This is a genomic window from Sulfurivirga caldicuralii (assembly GCF_900141795.1).
Lineage (GTDB): Bacteria > Pseudomonadota > Gammaproteobacteria > Thiomicrospirales > Thiomicrospiraceae > Sulfurivirga > Sulfurivirga caldicuralii.
In genome coordinates this window covers 24,717-39,691 of record NZ_FSRE01000003.1, presented here as the reverse complement: position 1 = coordinate 39,691, position 14,975 = coordinate 24,717, and the positions used below count along the sequence as shown (strand labels likewise).

Genomic DNA, 14,975 nt, shown 5'->3' with positions numbered 1-14,975 from the left:
ATGAATGTGGCCCATTTTAGCCGCAAGGAGCCTAATTTGGAGCAGGATAGCCGTTTGGAGCAGCTGCAGGCGTGGCTGAAAATCATCGCCCGTGAAAAAGTCGGGGACCCCCCTTTCTCCGTGCCGGAATCGGCTTCGGCCGATGCCAGTTTCCGCCGCTATTTTCGTGTGCGTCGGGGGGATGAGCGTTTTATCGTCATGGATGCGCCGCCACAGCACGAGGATTGTGAACCCTTTGTGCGTATCAGCGGCTGGCTGGCGCAGATGGGGCTGCATGTGCCACAAGTGCTGGCGTGGGATCGTGAAAACGGCTTTCTGCTGCTGACCGATCTTGGCACCATCGATTATCAGACTGCCCTGAACGATGCCACGGCCGATGCCCTCTATGCAGATGCCCTGGATGCGCTGGTGACCCTGCAGACCCGTGGCGATGCCTACCTGTCGCAGCTGCCGCCCTATGATGCCCGCCTGCTGCACGAAGAGATGGAGCTGTTCTCAGACTGGCTGATCACTCGCTACCTGGGTCTTGAAATGCCGCCGGCGTGGACAGAGACGGTGCAGGCGCTGGTGGAATCGGCGCAGGCGCAGCCGGCGGTATTCGGGCATCGCGACTATCACAGCCGCAACCTGATGGTGACCGACCCGAATCCGGGCATTCTCGATTTTCAGGACGCGGTGGCCGGCCCGCTTACCTATGACGCCGTGTCGCTGCTGCGCGACTGCTATGTGCGCTGGCCGGAGGAAAAGGTTGCCCAGTGGCGGGATGCCTATTTTGATCGCCTGGTGGATGCAGGCCTGCAGCAGCGCAATGATCATGTCCCGTTCGTGCGCGCCTTTGACCTGATGGGCGTGCAGCGCCACCTGAAGGCGGCCGGCATCTTTGCACGCCTGTGGCTGCGCGACGGCAAGGCACGCTATCTGGATGACATTCCCAATACGCTGCGTTATATCGCCGAGGTGGGGCGCAATTATCGCGAAACCAACGCGCTGGCCGAGTGGGTCGAATCAGTCGTCCTACCTGCCTTCGAGGAGGCACCGCGTGCTTGATACCGCCATGGTGCTTGCGGCCGGTCGCGGCAAACGCATGCGTCCGCTCACTGATACCACACCCAAGCCGCTGCTGCCCGTGTGTGGGCGTCCGTTGCTGGCGTGGCATCTGCACAAGCTGGCGAATGCCGGCTTTCGGCGTGTGGTGGTCAATGGTGCCTGGCTGCCTGAACAGATCGAAGCGTTTCTGCAGGCTTGCACGCTGGATCTGGAGATTATCTTTTCACCTGAGCCCCCAGGGGGGCTGGAGACCGCCGGCGGCATTGTGCAGGCGCTGGCGTGGCTGGGGGATGAGCCGTTTGCCGTTATTAACGGCGATGTCTTCAGCGAGTATGACTATGCCCGCTTTCAGCCACCACAGGGCCTTGCCCATCTGGTGCTGGTGCCGAGCCCAGCCCATAATTCGGATGGCGACTTTGGACTTGAGGCGGGGCGAGTGACGCCGCAGGGGCCGTGGACCTTCAGTGGCCTGAGTGTGTTGTCGCCCAAGCTCTTTCGTGGCGTGGCCCCCGGTTTTCGTCCGCTGGCGCCGCTATTGCGCGAAGCCATGGCGCAGGGCACTGTCACAGGCGAAGTTTTCGAAGGGCTGTGGAGTGACGTGGGCACCCCCGAACGGCTGCACGCATTGGAAAAAACATTAGGATGTGCTTAAATGGAAGCATCTGCGCAAACCCTTCAAATTAGGAGAAAACCATGAGTGCACGCAAGCATCGTCATACGCTGGAAACTATTTTCGCCCACCCGGTCAGCACCAATCTGGACTGGAAGGCGGTGGAGCATCTGGTTGAGTACCTTGGCTTTGAAATCGAGATTACCAAGAACAACCACGCCAAGATCAAGGCAGAGGATGGCAGCGAAGTGGTCGTGATTCTGCCGCATCACGGTTCGGCGATTCAGAGCAAGGACGAGGTGATGAAACTACGTCACTTCCTAGAAGCGCAGGGTATTGCCCCTGACAGCTTTGAAAAGTAAGCACGCGCTTGCCGAGGCGTGTTTCAGCGGTCGCTAATGTATAATGCGGGTGCCGTTTTAAACCTTAAATGGAGAGTCATGCCATGAAACTGTTTCGTATCGCCCTGATGGCGCTGTTTGTTGCTGCCGTATCCGCCTGTTCCAAGGGCGGGGATGAAAATGCTGCACAGGAAAAGGCCAAGGCAGCTGTTCAACAGCAGCAGGCACCGGCTGCTGCACCTGCGCATGGTGGCTACGATCCCAACAAGGATGCCGACAGCGACTGCTGATTGACACCCTTTTGCGGTTATGTCATAAAAGCGCCTTCGGGCGCTTTTTTATTGGAGACCAAACCATGTTGATGCTGATTTCCCCGGCCAAGTCGCTGGACGAAACCCCGCTGACCAACCCGCCGATCGAACCGACAGAGCCTGCATTGCTGCAGGACGCCGACGCGCTGGCAAAAATCATGCAACAGAAAGCGCCGGACGAGCTGGCCAGCCTGATGAAGCTGAGCGACAAGCTGGCAGAGTTGAACTTCGAACGTTATCAGGCGTGGCAGGTGCCGTTTCCGCCGGAAAAGGTCAAGCCGGCGCTCTATCTGTTCAAGGGCGATGTCTATCAGGGGCTGGATGCCCAGGGATTGAAGCCGTCCGGTGCCCAGTATGCCCAGCGTCATCTGAACATCCTTTCCGGCTTGTATGGCCTGCTGCGCCCCATGGATCGGATCCTGCCCTACCGCCTCGAAATGGGCACCAAGCTGGAGAACCCGGCGGGCAAGGATCTGTATGCCTACTGGCGCGACAGGATTACGCCCTTGGTGAATCAACGTCTGGCTGAATCCGGCTCCAGCGAGCTGGTCAACCTGGCCTCCAACGAATACTGGAAGGCGGTGGATGCGAAGCGGGTGAATGGCCGCATCATTACCCCGGTGTTCAAGGACTGGAAAAACGGTCAGTACAAGATTATCAGTTTCTATGCCAAGAAGGCGCGCGGCATGATGGCGCGCTGGGCCATTGACCATCAGGTGCAGGACGCCGAGGAGCTGAAGTACTTTGACCGTGAGGGCTATGGTTTCGCGCCAGAACTGTCCGATGAAAGCACCTGGGTATTTACTCGCCGACAGGAGGCGTGATGGAACACCATTTCTGGCATCAGCGCTGGCAGGCAGGGCAGATAGGCTGGCATCTGCCCGAACCCAACCCGCTGCTTAAGCAGTATCTGCCCGAGCTGGCCTTGCCGCAGGGTGCAAGCATTCTGGTGCCGCTGTGCGGCAAGAGTGTGGATCTCGCCTGGCTGTTGGGACAGGGATATCATGTGATTGGCGCTGAATTGAGCCCGCTGGCCCGCGAGCAGTTTGTAGAGGAACAGGGCATTGAATTGCTGCCGGGTGATGATGGCTGGTGGCACAGTGAGGAGGGGCGCCTGCGCTGGTTCGAAGGCGACTTCTTTGCCCTGACACCCGATAGCGCAGGCGCGGTGGATGCGGTGTATGACCGTGCCGCATTGGTCGCCTTTGCGCAGGCGCGTCGTCCGGATTATGTGCGCCAGCTGGCGTCGCTGGCGCCGGGCGCCCAGCTTTTGCTGATTTCCCTGGATGCCGAGGGCGTGCCGCTGGAAGCCGGACCGCCGTTCGTAGTGCCCGATGACGAAGTGGTACAGCTGTTTGGCGACGTCGCAACCCTCGAAAAACGGGCCGAGCATGCCACCCTGCGTCAGGGCCATCCCTGGTGGGAGAAGGTGTGGCTGGGGCGTTTCAAGGCTGTGGATAGTGCAGCATGACAGAAGGCGGCGGGCGCAAGCTGCTTGCCGCCATCAAGATGGTTCGGAAAGGTCCGTTAACTGCGTGCGCAAAAGCGCATGCGCACAGAGATTTGCTGTTTGCAGTGCCTGCAGCACCTACTGCTGCGGTTTCTCCGCGCTGAACAGGGCATCCACATCGGCGGCGTCCAGCTTGACGTGGAAGTTGCACAGTTCGTTGTGCACGACCACGGCGCCTTCCTGTTCGAGAATACGGCGCACTTCTTCTTCGCCCATGGCCTTGATGGCGGCCAGCACGCGGTCGCGGTCCTGCGTACATTCGTAGCGCACCTCGCGCGGCGGATAGAGTTCAACTGTTTCCTCATGGAAGAGGCGGTGCAGCAGCTCCTGCGCCGGTAGGGTGAGCAGCTCCTCATCCTTGAGGGTTTCCGCCAGATGCACCACGCGGCTCCATCCGTCGGGGTCCTTCTTGTCGGCTTCTGGCATCTTCTGCAGCAGCAGGCCGCCGACGGCCTGGTCATTCGCTGTCAGCCACAGACGGGTGTCCAGCTGATCGGACTGACTGAAAAAGTGCTCGAACGACTCGGCCACGCTGTTGCCATGGCGCGGCACGAACGATTGGTAGTGGCGGTCGGTGACGCTGTTGTAGAGCGTCAGCACCAGCTGACCTTCGCCCAGCAGGGCATCCATGCCTTCCAGTTCTTCACTGATCGCTTCTCGGGTCTTCGCCATGCCGCGGATCGCCAGATCATGGGTGGCTTCCACTACCAGCAGGGAGACGGGACCCTGGCCCTGCACCTGCAGCGTCACCTTGCCTTCGTGCTTGAGCCCGTTGGCCAGAAAGACCGCCACGGCGGTCAGTTCGCCCAGCAGGCGCTGCAGAGCCGGGGTGTAGTGGCGATCGGCGATCATTTCGCGCCAGCTTTCCTGCAGCAGCACGTGCTGGCCGCGAATATCCAGTTCCTGTAGTAGAAATCCGTGTAGCTGATTCATGTCTGCCTCCTTCTGACAGGGGGTCCCCGACTTTTTTCAGGGCGCAAAAAATCGGGGCGTGCTGTTTGCAGTCAATATGGGGGTTCAGGCCGGCCAAAACAAGGGTTCTGGCTCGGATTGGTTCAGGAAATGAGCGCTTCGGCCTGCAGGTCGGCGTGATAACTGGAGCGCACCATGGGACCGGCAGCGACGTGATCGAAGCCCAGTTCATAGCCGATGCGTTCGATCTCGGCAAACTCTTCCGGTGTCCAGTATTTTTCCACCGCAAGGTGGTAGGGGCTGGGCTGCAGGTACTGGCCCACGGTGAGCATCTCCACGCCGTGGGCACGCAGGTCCTGCATCACGTCCACCAGCTGCTCAAGCGTTTCGCCCAGACCGACCATCAGGCCGCTTTTGGTGGGGATGTCGGGGAAGCGCTCCTTGAATCGGGCCAGCAGGTTGAGCGAGCCCTGATAGTCTGCCTGCGGGCGTGCTTTTTCATAGAGGCGGGGGACGGTTTCCAGGTTGTGGTTGAACACATCGGGCGGGCACTGCGCCAGCGTGTCCAACGCGACTTTTTGCCGGCCCTTGAAGTCGGGCACAAGAATTTCGATGCGGGTGTCGGGCGAGCGTTCGCGTACAGCTGCGACACAGGCCTTGAAGTGTGCAGCGCCGCCATCGCGCAGGTCGTCGCGGTCCACCGAGGTGATGACCACATAGCGCAGCCCCATGGCGGCAATGGTGTCGGCCAGCTTGAGCGGTTCCTTTTCATCCAGTGGGTGGGGGCGGCCGTAGCGCACATCACAGAAGGGGCAGCGGCGCGTACAGACGTCGCCCATGATCATGAAGGTGGCCGTGCCCTTGCCGAAGCATTCCGCCAGGTTGGGGCAGGTGGCCTCTTCGCACACGGTGTGCAGGCCATGCTCGCGCAGCGTTTGCTTGATTTCGCTGATACGGCCGATATGCTGCGCCTGCGGCAGTTTGGCGCGGATCCAGCGGGGCTTGGGCAGGCGCGGCGCTTCGGGGTCGGGTCGGTGCTTGAGCGCCTTGGTCTTGTAAGCCCCTTTCGGCATCTGGGCGTTGCGTACCTTCAGGGACAGGTTTTCCAGTGGAATTTCGTGGTACTCGGCGTTTTTCATGGATATCCCGGCAAAAATCATGCGCTTATAAATAAAGATAGATTATAATTCCCCGTTTCCCGCGAAAGGGGAAAAGGGACAGAAGAATTAGTCGGCAGGCTTTCCTGTCGTCGCTGTTGATACAAAGGAGAAACCAGTATGGTAGTTATTCGTCTGGCACGGGGCGGTGCCAAAAAGCGCCCATTTTATCGCATCGTCGTCGCAGACAAGCGCTCGCCACGCGACGGTCGTTTCATCGAGCAGCTGGGTTTCTATAACCCCAATGCCCGTGGCAACGAAGAGACCCTGCGTATTGACAGCGAGCGTCTCGCGCACTGGCTGAATGAAGGCGCGCAAATGTCCGAGCGTGTTGCCCAGCTGGTGAAAAAGGCTGAAAAAGCAGCCTGATGACGCACATGGCCGCTGAGAAGCTGATTGTCGGCAAGATCAACGGCCTCTATGGGGTGCAGGGTTGGGTCAAGATCTATTCCCACACCGACCCCATTGAAAACATATTCACGTATCAGCCCTGGTGGCTGAAATGCCAGGATGGCCATTGGCGTCAGGTCAAGGTGCTCAGGCACCGCACCCACATGGGTGGCAAGGCGCTGGTGGCCCAACTGGACGGCATTCACGATCGCGAACAGGCGCGTACCCTGATGGGGTGCGAGATCGCCATCGATCGCGATCAGCTGCCACCGGCCGAGGACGGCTACTACTGGGCCGACCTGATCGGTTGTGAAGTGTACGACCAGCACGGCGCGCATCTTGGCAAGGTGGTCAACATGATCGAAACCGGCGCCCATGATGTGATGCGCATCCAGGGGGCAGGGCAACAGCATCTGATCCCGATGGTGGAAGGGCATTACGTCACCGCTGTGGACATCCCGAGCAAGCGCATCGACGTGGACTGGGAACAGGAGGAGGCGTGATTGCGCTTTGACGTTATCACCCTCTTTCCGGAGATGTTCTCCGCCATCACCGACCATGGGGTGACGCGGCGGGCGTTTGAAAAACGGCTGGCCGAGCTGGTGCTGTGGAACCCGCGGGCGTTTACCCACGACGTTCACCGTACGGTGGATGACCGCCCCTACGGGGGCGGGCCTGGAATGGTCATGCTGTATCAGCCTCTTGCGGATACGGTGGCAGCCATGCAGGCTGCGGATGAACGTCCGGCGCACCTGATCTACCTGAGCCCGCAGGGCGCACCGCTGACCCAGCGGCGGGTAGAGGAGCTGGCCGAGCTGCCGCGGATTGCGCTGCTGTGCGGTCGCTACGAAGGCGTGGATGAACGCTTCATCCAGCGTCACGTGGATGAAGAGATCAGCGTTGGCGATTTCGTCGTTTCAGGCGGCGAGCTGCCGGCGATGATGCTGATGGATGCCGTGATCCGGCTGTTGCCGGGGGCACTTGGGCATGCCCAGTCTGCGCTGGAGGATTCCTTCAGCGATGGACTGCTGGACTGCCCGCACTATACCCGCCCGCCCAGTGTGGACGGGATGGAGGTTCCAGCGGTGCTGCAGCAGGGGCACCACGAGCAGATCGCCATCTGGCGGTTGCTGGAAAAACTCCGTCGGACGGCCGAGCGCCGCCCGGACCTGCTGGACAATCTGGTGCTTACCTCTGATCAGCGCGCGCTGCTCAAGCGTGCACGCAAGCTGGGTCATGTAAGCAATGAGCAATTGATCGAGTGGGGCATACCGCTCGATTGAACAGGGAGAAACCTGACATGAAAAACCCGATCATCGCAAAAATTGAAGAAGAACAACTGCGCAAGGACCTGCCCGAATTCGGTCCAGGTGACACCGTTGTTGTAAAAGTTGTTGTAAAAGAGGGTGACAACACCCGTATTCAGGCGTTTGAAGGCGTCGTTATCGCCAAGAAGAACCGTGGCCTGAATTCCAACTTCATCGTACGCAAGATTTCCAACGGCGTGGGTGTGGAGCGTACTTTCCAGACACACAGCCCCATGATCGACAGCATCGAAGTGAAGCGCCGTGGTGACGTTCGCCGCGCCAAGCTCTACTATCTGCGTGGTCGTTCCGGCAAGGCTGCTCGTATCAAGGAAAAGATCACCGCCAAGAAGGGCTGATCCTACTCTTGAATGCCATGAAACGCCCCGCTCGTCGGGGCGTTTTCATTTATGCTGATGTCATGACGTTTGACGAAGTTTTGCATGCCTTTCTTCTCTCCTTGCAGTTGGAGGCGCAGCTGAGCGTCAACACGCTTGCAGCCTACCGCCGCGACCTGTTGCATTTTTCCCACTGGCTGGGCGATGCCGGCGATCCGGTGCAGGTGGATCGGGATACCATTGAGCGTTATCTGGGCGCGGTACTTGAAACGGGCAAACCCAGTTCTGCCGCCCGCCGGCTGTCCGCATTGAAACGCTTTTACCGTTTTGCGGTGCAGCAGGGGGCCTGTTCCGCCAATCCCACCCATCTGGTCAGCACACCGCGCCAGACGCGCAAGATCCCGCGTAGCCTGAGCGAGCAGGATGTGGAAACCCTTTTGCAGACACCGGATACCCGCACACCGCTGGGTCTGCGTGACCGTGCCCTGCTGGAGACCCTGTATGCTGCGGGATTGCGTGTCAGTGAGCTGGTGCGCCTGCAGGTGGATCAGGTCAACCTGCACCAGGGTGTGGTGCTGGTGGTGGCGGGCAAGGGGCGCAAGGACCGTATCGTGCCACTGGGGGAGGAGGCGGTGGTTTGGCTGGAGCGCTATCTGCGTCATGGCCGGCCACACCTGTTGGGCGAACGCCTGAGTGATGCCCTGTTCGTCTCCCAGCAGGGACGGCCCATGACGCGCCAGAGCGTGTGGCATCGCATCAAGAAGCTGGCGCAGCAGGCGGGTATTTCCACCGAGTATCTGTCGCCGCATACGCTGCGGCACGCCTTTGCAACCCATCTAGTGACCCATGGGGCCGATCTGCGTACGGTACAGATGCTGCTGGGGCACGCCAATCTTTCCACCACGGAAATCTATACCCATGTAGCCAATGCGCGCCTGCAGCAATTGCATGCGCAGCACCATCCGCGCGGTTAAAATGCCTCAACCCCATTTGAAAGGACTTTCCATGAAACTCAAACCCCTTTTTGTTGCGCTCGGGCTGAGCACAATGGCTTTCCAGGCGCTGGCCGATGCCAGGACCATGCAGCATAAGCTGCAGAAGCAATTGCCGCCGGGACAGTCGGTTCAGGTCAAGGAGACGCCGGTTCCCGGCCTCTACGAAATTACCCTGGATGGACAGGTGTTCTACATCAGCGGCGATGGCCGCTATGCCTTCCAGGGCAATCTGATCGATCTGCAGACCAAGCAAAATTTGACCGAGCCGGCGAAACAGAAGGCGCGTGCGGACCTGCTCAAGTCGCTGCCTGTGGACAAGACGATCACCTATCCGGCCAAGGGTGAGCAGAAGCGGGAAGTGTGGGTGTTCGATGATCTGGACTGTCCCTACTGCCGCAAGTTGCATGGGATCTTCCCGAAACTGCAGGAAGCCGGTGTCACCATCCATGTGCTGTTCTTTCCGCGCAATGGGCTGGGGTCTGAGAGCTATTATGGCGCCATCAAGGTCTGGTGCGCCGAAGATCGCCGCAAGGCATTTGACGAGGCCATGGAAACCGGCAAGGTGCCCGACACCAAGGTATGCCGTCACCCCATCAACGAGCACCTGGCGCTGGCACAGAAGATTGGCGTGACCGGTACCCCCTTCATGGTGCTGGATAATGGCGAAATGATTCCCGGTTATGTGCCCCCGAAAATGCTCATCGAGCATCTGGTGGGCAAGCGCTGAGGGACTGTCGCAGTAGAAACCAGGTGAATGAAAAAACGCCCCGTAAAATCGGGGCGTTTTTCGTTGTGTGCCAAATGCGCGTTATACGCTGTGGCGCAGAATGATGACCGTCGCCAGACCGAGCAGGGCGAAAAAGCCCATGGTGTCGGTGACGGTGGTGAGCATCAGGCCAGATGCCAAGGCCGGGTCGATCTTGAAGCGATCGAGGATTACCGGGATAAGCGCGCCCGCCACCGCGCCGGCCACCAGGTTGATAAAAATGGCGGCACCGAATACGAAGCCGAGCAGGGCGTCGCCGAACCACCACCAGGCGAAGGCACCAGTAGCCAATGCCCAGAAAAGCCCGTTGAGCGTACCGACCAGAATTTCCTTGCGAATCAGCGCGCGCATGTTGGGTCCCGAGAGGACGCCCTTGGCCATGGCGCGAATGATGATGGTGGCTGTCTGTGTGCCGCCGATACCGCCCATGCTGGCGACAATGGGCATCATCAGTGCCAGGGCGACGATCTTGTCGAGGGTGTCTTCGAAGAAGCTGGCCACCCAGGCTGCAAAAACGGCAGTCAGCAGGTTGATCCCCAGCCAGAAGGCGCGACGGCGCGCTGAAACCAGCGGGGGAGTGAAGATGTCTTCATCTTCATCAAGACCGGCCTGCGCCATCTGGGCGTGCTCAGCCTCTTCACGGATGATGTCCACCACATCGTCAATGGTGATGCGGCCGAGGATGTGGTTGTCGCTGTCCACCACAGCCGCATCGACCCAGTCGTTCTGCTCGAACAGCTTGGCCACGTCCTTGGCGGGTGTCAGCACGAGCACCGCGGGTTTGGAGGCATCCAGCAACTCTTCAATCTTCGTGTCTTCCTCGTGGGTGAGCAGATCGGAGAGCTTGACCACGCCCAGATAGTGGTTGTGACGGTCGCGTACGATCAACTCCAGCAGGTTGTCGGGCAGTTCACCCAGCTGGCGCAGGTAGCGCATCACGGTTTCGATGGTGACGTCCCCCCGCACGCTGATGACGTCGGAGTTCATCAGGCCGCCGGCCGTGTCCTCCGGATAGGACATGGCGGTTTCCACGGCGACGCGCTCATCCTCGTCCAGCGCTTCGAGGAGGATAGCCTTGTTTTCATCGGAGAGGGACTGGGCGATATCGGCCAGATCGTCCGTTTCCAGCTCTTCTGCCAGCTCCTCGATCTCCTCGCGATTGAGGGTTTCGAGGAGTTTGGTGCGCACTTCCTCGTTCAGGTGCGCCAGCACCTCGCCGTGATGCTCAGGTTCCACATGCTCCCAGATGAAATGTCGCAGCTCGGGCGGTGTGGTTTCCAGCAGCTGAGCGATCTGTTCAGGCACCAGCTCCTTCAGCAGCTTCTCGGTGCGCAGGACATCCTTCTCTTGCGCCGCTTCGAGAATGTCTTCGATGAGCTGTTCCTGCTGTTCCGGGGTTAGGGTAATTTCTGACATGCGGTATCCTTTTAGTGCGCGTGTATTTTAAGGCATTCATAAAGTGCAGAGATGGGGGCACGTCAGAAAAAAACAAGGGGGCACGAATGCGCCCCCTGAAAGGTTTAACTGGTGTTGGTGATCAGGCGCTGGCTTCTTCAGCCTCCATGCCCTTTACGCCGCCACTTTTCTTGTTGTGGCCACGGATCTTTTCCTTGTGCTTGACGATCTGACGATCCAGCTTGTCTACCATGCCATCGATGGCGGCATACATGTCATCCTTTTCGTCCTTGGCGAAAAAGTCATGGCCGGCGACATGCACGGTCGCTTCGGCGATCTTGAAGGCGCGTTCCGAGTCCAGAATGACGTGTACGCGCATGACCTGGTCGAAATGACGCTTGATTTTTTCCAGCTTGCTCTTGATGTGGTCACGCAGGGCGTCGGTGACGTCGATGTGATGGCCGGTGATTTCCAGTTGCATAGCGGCTCCTTTGCTCTGGGTTGGAAAAAGTGATCGGGTTTGGTTCTGTTATAGCGAAATAGGGCGGGGAATGCAAACACTGCGATCCTATACGCGGAAATCGTGGCCCAGATAATGGTCGCGCACGGCTTGGTTGGCAAGAATGTCCGTCGGGCTTCCCTGAGCGAGGATATGGCCATCGGCGAGGATGTAGGCGGTGTCGCATACCGACAGGGTTTCACGCACATTGTGGTCAGTGATGAGAATGCCGATGCCTTCCTGCTTGAGTTGCTCGATGATGGACTGGATCTCCTTGACGGAAATGGGGTCCACGCCGGCGAAGGGTTCATCCAACAGAATAAAGCGCGGCTCGGCAGCCAGTGCACGGGCGATTTCCACGCGACGGCGCTCGCCACCCGAGAGGGCCTGCCCGGGCTGATCTTCGATGTGTGCAATCTGCAGCCAGTCGAGCAGGTCGGTCAGCTTCGCCTCGCGATCCGCTCGGGTGAGTTCCGGGCGCATTTCCAGAATGGCGAGTATGTTTTCCCGTACGGTCAGGCGGCGGAATACGGAGGCTTCCTGCGGCAAATAACCGATGCCGGCACGGGCGCGCACATGGATGGGCGCATCGGTGATCTCCCGGTCATCGATGAAAATCTGTCCCTTGTCAGTGGGAACCAGGCCCATCATCATGTAAAAGGTGGTGGTCTTGCCTGCACCGTTGGGCCCCAGCAGGCCCACGACTTGGCCGCTGTATACGTCAATGTCCACCGCCTTGACCACGGTGCGCTTGCGGTAGCGTTTCGCCAGGTTGCGGGCGTAGAAGTGGCTCATGGCGCGGACGTGTCCTGCTGGGGGGGAATGGTCAGGTGTACGCGCTGTTTCCTGTCGCCATGCGCCTGCAGGGTTTCCTGTTCAAGATCGTAGTCCAGGCGGGCGCCGCGTATGGTTTCGCCGCTGGCCTGCGTGACGACGGCGTTGCCTTCCAAGAGGAGATGCTTGTGTGGCTTCAGGCTGTAGGTAATGGTCAGCGCGTGTCCCGTGATTAGTCGGCCGTCGCGTGGGCTTTTCTTGCGGAAGTGGGCCGGCTTGCCATGGGCAATGGCGCGGCTGATCTGGCCGTTTTCGAAATAGACGTCCAGGGTGTCCCCCTGTAGACGGAAGCTGCCCTGGGTGACGACGACATGGCCGGTATAGCGACTGAAACCGTCCTTCTGACGTGCTTCCAGGTGGTCGGCAAGAATGTCGATGGGCTGCTTCGCATCGGGATCCTGTTGTGCTGTGGGTTCGGCATGGGCTACAACAACGCTGAGCGTCAGCAGCAGGGCGGCCAGAAGCATGTCAGGGCGCATAGTGGGTATGAACCTCCCGTTGGATAATCAGGCGCTTGGCAGCGAGCCACCATTGTAAACCGACGCCGGTGGTCCAGCCCTTTTCGCTGCTGAGGCGAACGGGGGCAGGCGTGGTGAGCAGGCGTGTTTCGCGGGCATAATCCAGTCGTTCACTCTGCAGGCTGAGCGCCTGCGGTTCGAGCTGGCGGATGCGGGCATTTCCCTGCAGGTGAACCCGAATCGGGTCGGTACGACCCAGCACGGCCTCAAAGTCGTAGGCGGCATCTGGCTTTGCCAACCAGCCGCGTGGGTGCTTCAGATCGGTGAGGTTGGCCTTCTTCCAGTGGGTGGTCTGCTCGGCTTCCACAAAAAATTGCTCCTGTTCCGCCAGATCGATCCGCCAGGTACTGGCATTGTGTGCGATCCAGTCAGGGTTGGTGGGCGTAGGCGTTTTATTTTTATCAACTGAGTCGCCTTCGTGGTGGCTGTTGAACCAAACCAGCACCCCCGCCGCCAAGGCCAGAAGCAGCCAGATGAGGGGGCGAGGTATGCGCAGACCCTTCATGCCTCAGCGTAGGTAGAAGTCCATGACATCGTCCCACTTGCCCTGCGCCTTGAGAATCAGCTCGCACAGCTCGCGCACGGCACCGCGCCCGCCAGGGTGGTGGCTGGTAAAGTGCACATAGGGGCGGATGCTCGGTTCACCGTCTGCCGGCATGGCGGCCAGCCCGACGCGCCGCAGCAGAGGCAGGTCGAGAATGTCGTCACCCATGTAGGCCACCTCCTCGGGCTGCAGACCACACTCGGCCATCAGATGTTCAAAGCTGGGCAACTTGTCCGGTACGCCCTGATAAACGTACTTGACCTTCAGGTCGTTCATGCGTCGGGTGACCAGTTCGGACTCGCGACCGGTAATGATGCCGAGATCGATGCCTGCCTGGCGCAACAGTACCATGCCATGGCCATCACGGGTATAGAAGGATTTGTATTCCACGCCGTTGTCGCCGTAAAAGAGGCGGTTGTCGGTGAGTACGCCATCCACATCCAGTACCACCAGGCGGATGCGTGCGGCGCGTTCATGCAGGGAAGGGTTCATGGTCATGGGCGGGTTCCTTGAATGGCCAGATACAGCATAAACAGGTAGGCAAAAAATGCCAACAGCAGTACCCACCCTTCAATGCGATTAAGGCGAGCGGGTCGCTTGCCCAGTGGCAGGGCAAACAGCAGCATGGCCAGGGTAAAGCCCAGCATGATGGGGTAGTCGCGGGTGATGATGTCCGCATTGAGGCGGGCGGGGTAGATGAGCGCCGGCATGGCCATGACGGCGAGCAGGTTGAACAGGTTGGAGCCCAGCACGTTGCCCACCATCAGGTCTGCCTCGTTCTTGCGGGCTGCGGAGATGCCGGCAGCCAGCTCGGGCAGGCTGGTGCCGATGGCGACGATGGTCAGGCCGATAATCGCTTCAGATACGTGATAGTAGTGCGCGATTTCCACCGCCCCCCATACCATCATGCGTGCAGACAGCATGAGCACGACGAGGCCGCCCAGGGTATACAGCCACGCCTTTGCAGGTGTCAGCCGGGCCAGTTCCTCCAGCTCCTCTTCGGTTTCCTGCTCCAGCGGATCGCTCGCGGACGCATGGCGATTCAGATAGATCATCCAGCCCATGGCGCCCACCAGGCCGAGCAGCAGAAGCAGGCCGTCAAGCCGGCTGAGCATGCCATCCAGCAACAGCAGGCCAACCAGTACCGTTACACCCACCAGAAGCGGCATTTCCCGCTTGAGCACCTGAGAGCGCACCGCCAGCGGTGCGATCAGGATCGTGGTGCCCAGTACCAGGCCGATATTGGCGATATTGGAGCCGATGGCATTACCCACGGCCAGCTCGGGTGCATGGTCCAGCGCCGCCAGAATGGAGACGATGACTTCCGGCATGGACGTGCCGAAGCCCAGTACGACGACCCCGACAATAAGCGGATTGACGTTGTGATGCACTGCGACGCTGGCCGCCCCTTCGATGAAGGCGTCGGCACTCTTCACTAGCAGGGCAAGGCCAACGATCAGGGCAAGGGCAGGGAGAAGCAGTTCAGTCATAATCAATCGCAATA

The 14,975-nt window shown here is 59.7% G+C and carries 21 protein-coding genes; 12 read left to right on the top strand and 9 right to left on the bottom strand.

Features of this window, described 5'->3' with window-relative positions:
• The 6 genes from BUQ81_RS05960 to BUQ81_RS05935 all read left to right on the top strand — a co-directional run bounded on the left by BUQ81_RS05960 (nucleotide 1) and on the right by BUQ81_RS05935 (nucleotide 3,780).
• Entirely contained in the window at nucleotides 1-1,047 is a 1,047-nt protein-coding gene (locus BUQ81_RS05960; RefSeq protein WP_074201488.1) for an aminoglycoside phosphotransferase family protein, read from the top strand.
• Nucleotides 1,040-1,699, top strand: coding sequence for an N-acetylmuramate alpha-1-phosphate uridylyltransferase MurU (gene murU / locus BUQ81_RS05955; RefSeq protein ID WP_407702707.1), 660 nt, complete (start codon nucleotides 1,040-1,042; stop codon nucleotides 1,697-1,699). The genes BUQ81_RS05960 and murU overlap by 8 nt, the downstream gene beginning before the upstream one ends.
• A 41-nt stretch (nucleotides 1,700-1,740) precedes the next feature.
• The gene (locus BUQ81_RS05950; protein ID WP_074201487.1) at nucleotides 1,741-2,019 is read left to right on the top strand and encodes a hypothetical protein; all 279 of its coding nucleotides are present in this window, start codon (nucleotides 1,741-1,743) and stop codon (nucleotides 2,017-2,019) included.
• Nucleotides 2,020-2,102: 83 nt separating this feature from the next.
• Nucleotides 2,103-2,288 (top strand): hypothetical protein, encoded by a 186-nt coding sequence (locus BUQ81_RS05945; RefSeq protein WP_074201486.1) that lies wholly within the window; start codon nucleotides 2,103-2,105, stop codon nucleotides 2,286-2,288.
• Between the two features lie 65 nt (nucleotides 2,289-2,353).
• Nucleotides 2,354-3,133, top strand: coding sequence for a peroxide stress protein YaaA (yaaA, locus tag BUQ81_RS05940; RefSeq protein WP_074201485.1), 780 nt, complete (start codon nucleotides 2,354-2,356; stop codon nucleotides 3,131-3,133).
• Nucleotides 3,133-3,780: a class I SAM-dependent methyltransferase gene (locus BUQ81_RS05935; RefSeq protein WP_074201484.1), complete on the top strand. Its 648-nt coding sequence runs from the start codon at nucleotides 3,133-3,135 to the stop codon at nucleotides 3,778-3,780. Before yaaA ends, BUQ81_RS05935 begins: the two co-directional genes overlap by 1 nt.
• Before the next feature lie 117 nt (nucleotides 3,781-3,897).
• On the opposite strand, the gene hslO is transcribed toward BUQ81_RS05935, so the two are convergent.
• Both hslO and lipA read right to left on the bottom strand, forming a co-directional pair.
• The gene (gene hslO / locus BUQ81_RS05930) at nucleotides 3,898-4,752 is read right to left on the bottom strand and encodes an Hsp33 family molecular chaperone HslO (RefSeq protein ID WP_074201483.1); all 855 of its coding nucleotides are present in this window, start codon (nucleotides 4,750-4,752) and stop codon (nucleotides 3,898-3,900) included.
• Nucleotides 4,753-4,874: 122 nt separating this feature from the next.
• The gene (lipA, locus tag BUQ81_RS05925) at nucleotides 4,875-5,870 is read right to left on the bottom strand and encodes a lipoyl synthase (RefSeq protein WP_074201811.1); all 996 of its coding nucleotides are present in this window, start codon (nucleotides 5,868-5,870) and stop codon (nucleotides 4,875-4,877) included.
• Between the two features lie 138 nt (nucleotides 5,871-6,008).
• On the opposite strand from lipA, the gene rpsP reads away from it, so the two are divergent.
• The 6 genes from rpsP (at nucleotide 6,009) to BUQ81_RS05895 (ending at nucleotide 9,642) form a co-directional block, all read left to right on the top strand.
• On the top strand, nucleotides 6,009-6,257 hold the full coding sequence (gene rpsP / locus BUQ81_RS05920) for a 30S ribosomal protein S16 (RefSeq protein ID WP_074201482.1): 249 nt from the start codon (nucleotides 6,009-6,011) through the stop codon (nucleotides 6,255-6,257).
• On the top strand, nucleotides 6,257-6,781 hold the full coding sequence (gene rimM / locus BUQ81_RS05915) for a ribosome maturation factor RimM (protein ID WP_234947370.1): 525 nt from the start codon (nucleotides 6,257-6,259) through the stop codon (nucleotides 6,779-6,781). Before rpsP ends, rimM begins: the two co-directional genes overlap by 1 nt.
• Nucleotides 6,782-7,561, top strand: coding sequence for a tRNA (guanosine(37)-N1)-methyltransferase TrmD (trmD, locus tag BUQ81_RS05910; RefSeq protein ID WP_084188274.1), 780 nt, complete (start codon nucleotides 6,782-6,784; stop codon nucleotides 7,559-7,561). It abuts the gene before it with no gap.
• 17 nt (nucleotides 7,562-7,578) lie between these two features.
• Entirely contained in the window at nucleotides 7,579-7,941 is a 363-nt protein-coding gene (rplS, locus tag BUQ81_RS05905; protein WP_074201481.1) for a 50S ribosomal protein L19, read from the top strand.
• Between the two features lie 62 nt (nucleotides 7,942-8,003).
• A complete protein-coding gene (gene xerD, locus BUQ81_RS05900) occupies nucleotides 8,004-8,894 on the top strand; it encodes a site-specific tyrosine recombinase XerD (RefSeq protein WP_074201809.1) in 891 nt (296 codons plus the stop codon).
• A gap of 31 nt (nucleotides 8,895-8,925) precedes the next feature.
• Nucleotides 8,926-9,642, top strand: coding sequence for a DsbC family protein (locus BUQ81_RS05895; protein WP_074201480.1), 717 nt, complete (start codon nucleotides 8,926-8,928; stop codon nucleotides 9,640-9,642).
• An 81-nt stretch (nucleotides 9,643-9,723) separates the two neighbouring features.
• On the opposite strand, the gene mgtE is transcribed toward BUQ81_RS05895, so the two are convergent.
• From mgtE to BUQ81_RS05860, 7 genes are all read right to left on the bottom strand, one after another.
• Nucleotides 9,724-11,097, bottom strand: a complete 1,374-nt coding sequence (mgtE, locus tag BUQ81_RS05890; protein ID WP_074201479.1) for a magnesium transporter — start codon at nucleotides 11,095-11,097, stop codon at nucleotides 9,724-9,726.
• A 121-nt stretch (nucleotides 11,098-11,218) separates the two neighbouring features.
• Nucleotides 11,219-11,557 (bottom strand): ribosome hibernation-promoting factor, HPF/YfiA family, encoded by a 339-nt coding sequence (gene hpf, locus BUQ81_RS05885; RefSeq protein ID WP_074201478.1) that lies wholly within the window; start codon nucleotides 11,555-11,557, stop codon nucleotides 11,219-11,221.
• An 87-nt stretch (nucleotides 11,558-11,644) separates the two neighbouring features.
• Nucleotides 11,645-12,370, bottom strand: coding sequence for an LPS export ABC transporter ATP-binding protein (gene lptB, locus BUQ81_RS05880; RefSeq protein ID WP_074201477.1), 726 nt, complete (start codon nucleotides 12,368-12,370; stop codon nucleotides 11,645-11,647).
• Nucleotides 12,367-12,876 carry a lipopolysaccharide transport periplasmic protein LptA gene (lptA, locus tag BUQ81_RS05875; RefSeq protein ID WP_159432268.1) on the bottom strand — a complete coding sequence of 170 codons (510 nt, stop codon included), beginning with the start codon at nucleotides 12,874-12,876 and terminating at the stop codon, nucleotides 12,367-12,369. Before lptA ends, lptB begins: the two co-directional genes overlap by 4 nt.
• A 1-nt stretch (nucleotide 12,877) precedes the next feature.
• Entirely contained in the window at nucleotides 12,878-13,432 is a 555-nt protein-coding gene (lptC, locus tag BUQ81_RS05870; protein ID WP_074201475.1) for an LPS export ABC transporter periplasmic protein LptC, read from the bottom strand.
• Nucleotides 13,433-13,435: 3 nt separating this feature from the next.
• Entirely contained in the window at nucleotides 13,436-13,969 is a 534-nt protein-coding gene (locus tag BUQ81_RS05865; protein WP_074201474.1) for a KdsC family phosphatase, read from the bottom strand.
• The gene (locus BUQ81_RS05860; protein ID WP_327192030.1) at nucleotides 13,966-14,961 is read right to left on the bottom strand and encodes a calcium/sodium antiporter; all 996 of its coding nucleotides are present in this window, start codon (nucleotides 14,959-14,961) and stop codon (nucleotides 13,966-13,968) included. Before BUQ81_RS05860 ends, BUQ81_RS05865 begins: the two co-directional genes overlap by 4 nt.
• Between the last annotated feature and the right edge of the window lie 14 nt (nucleotides 14,962-14,975).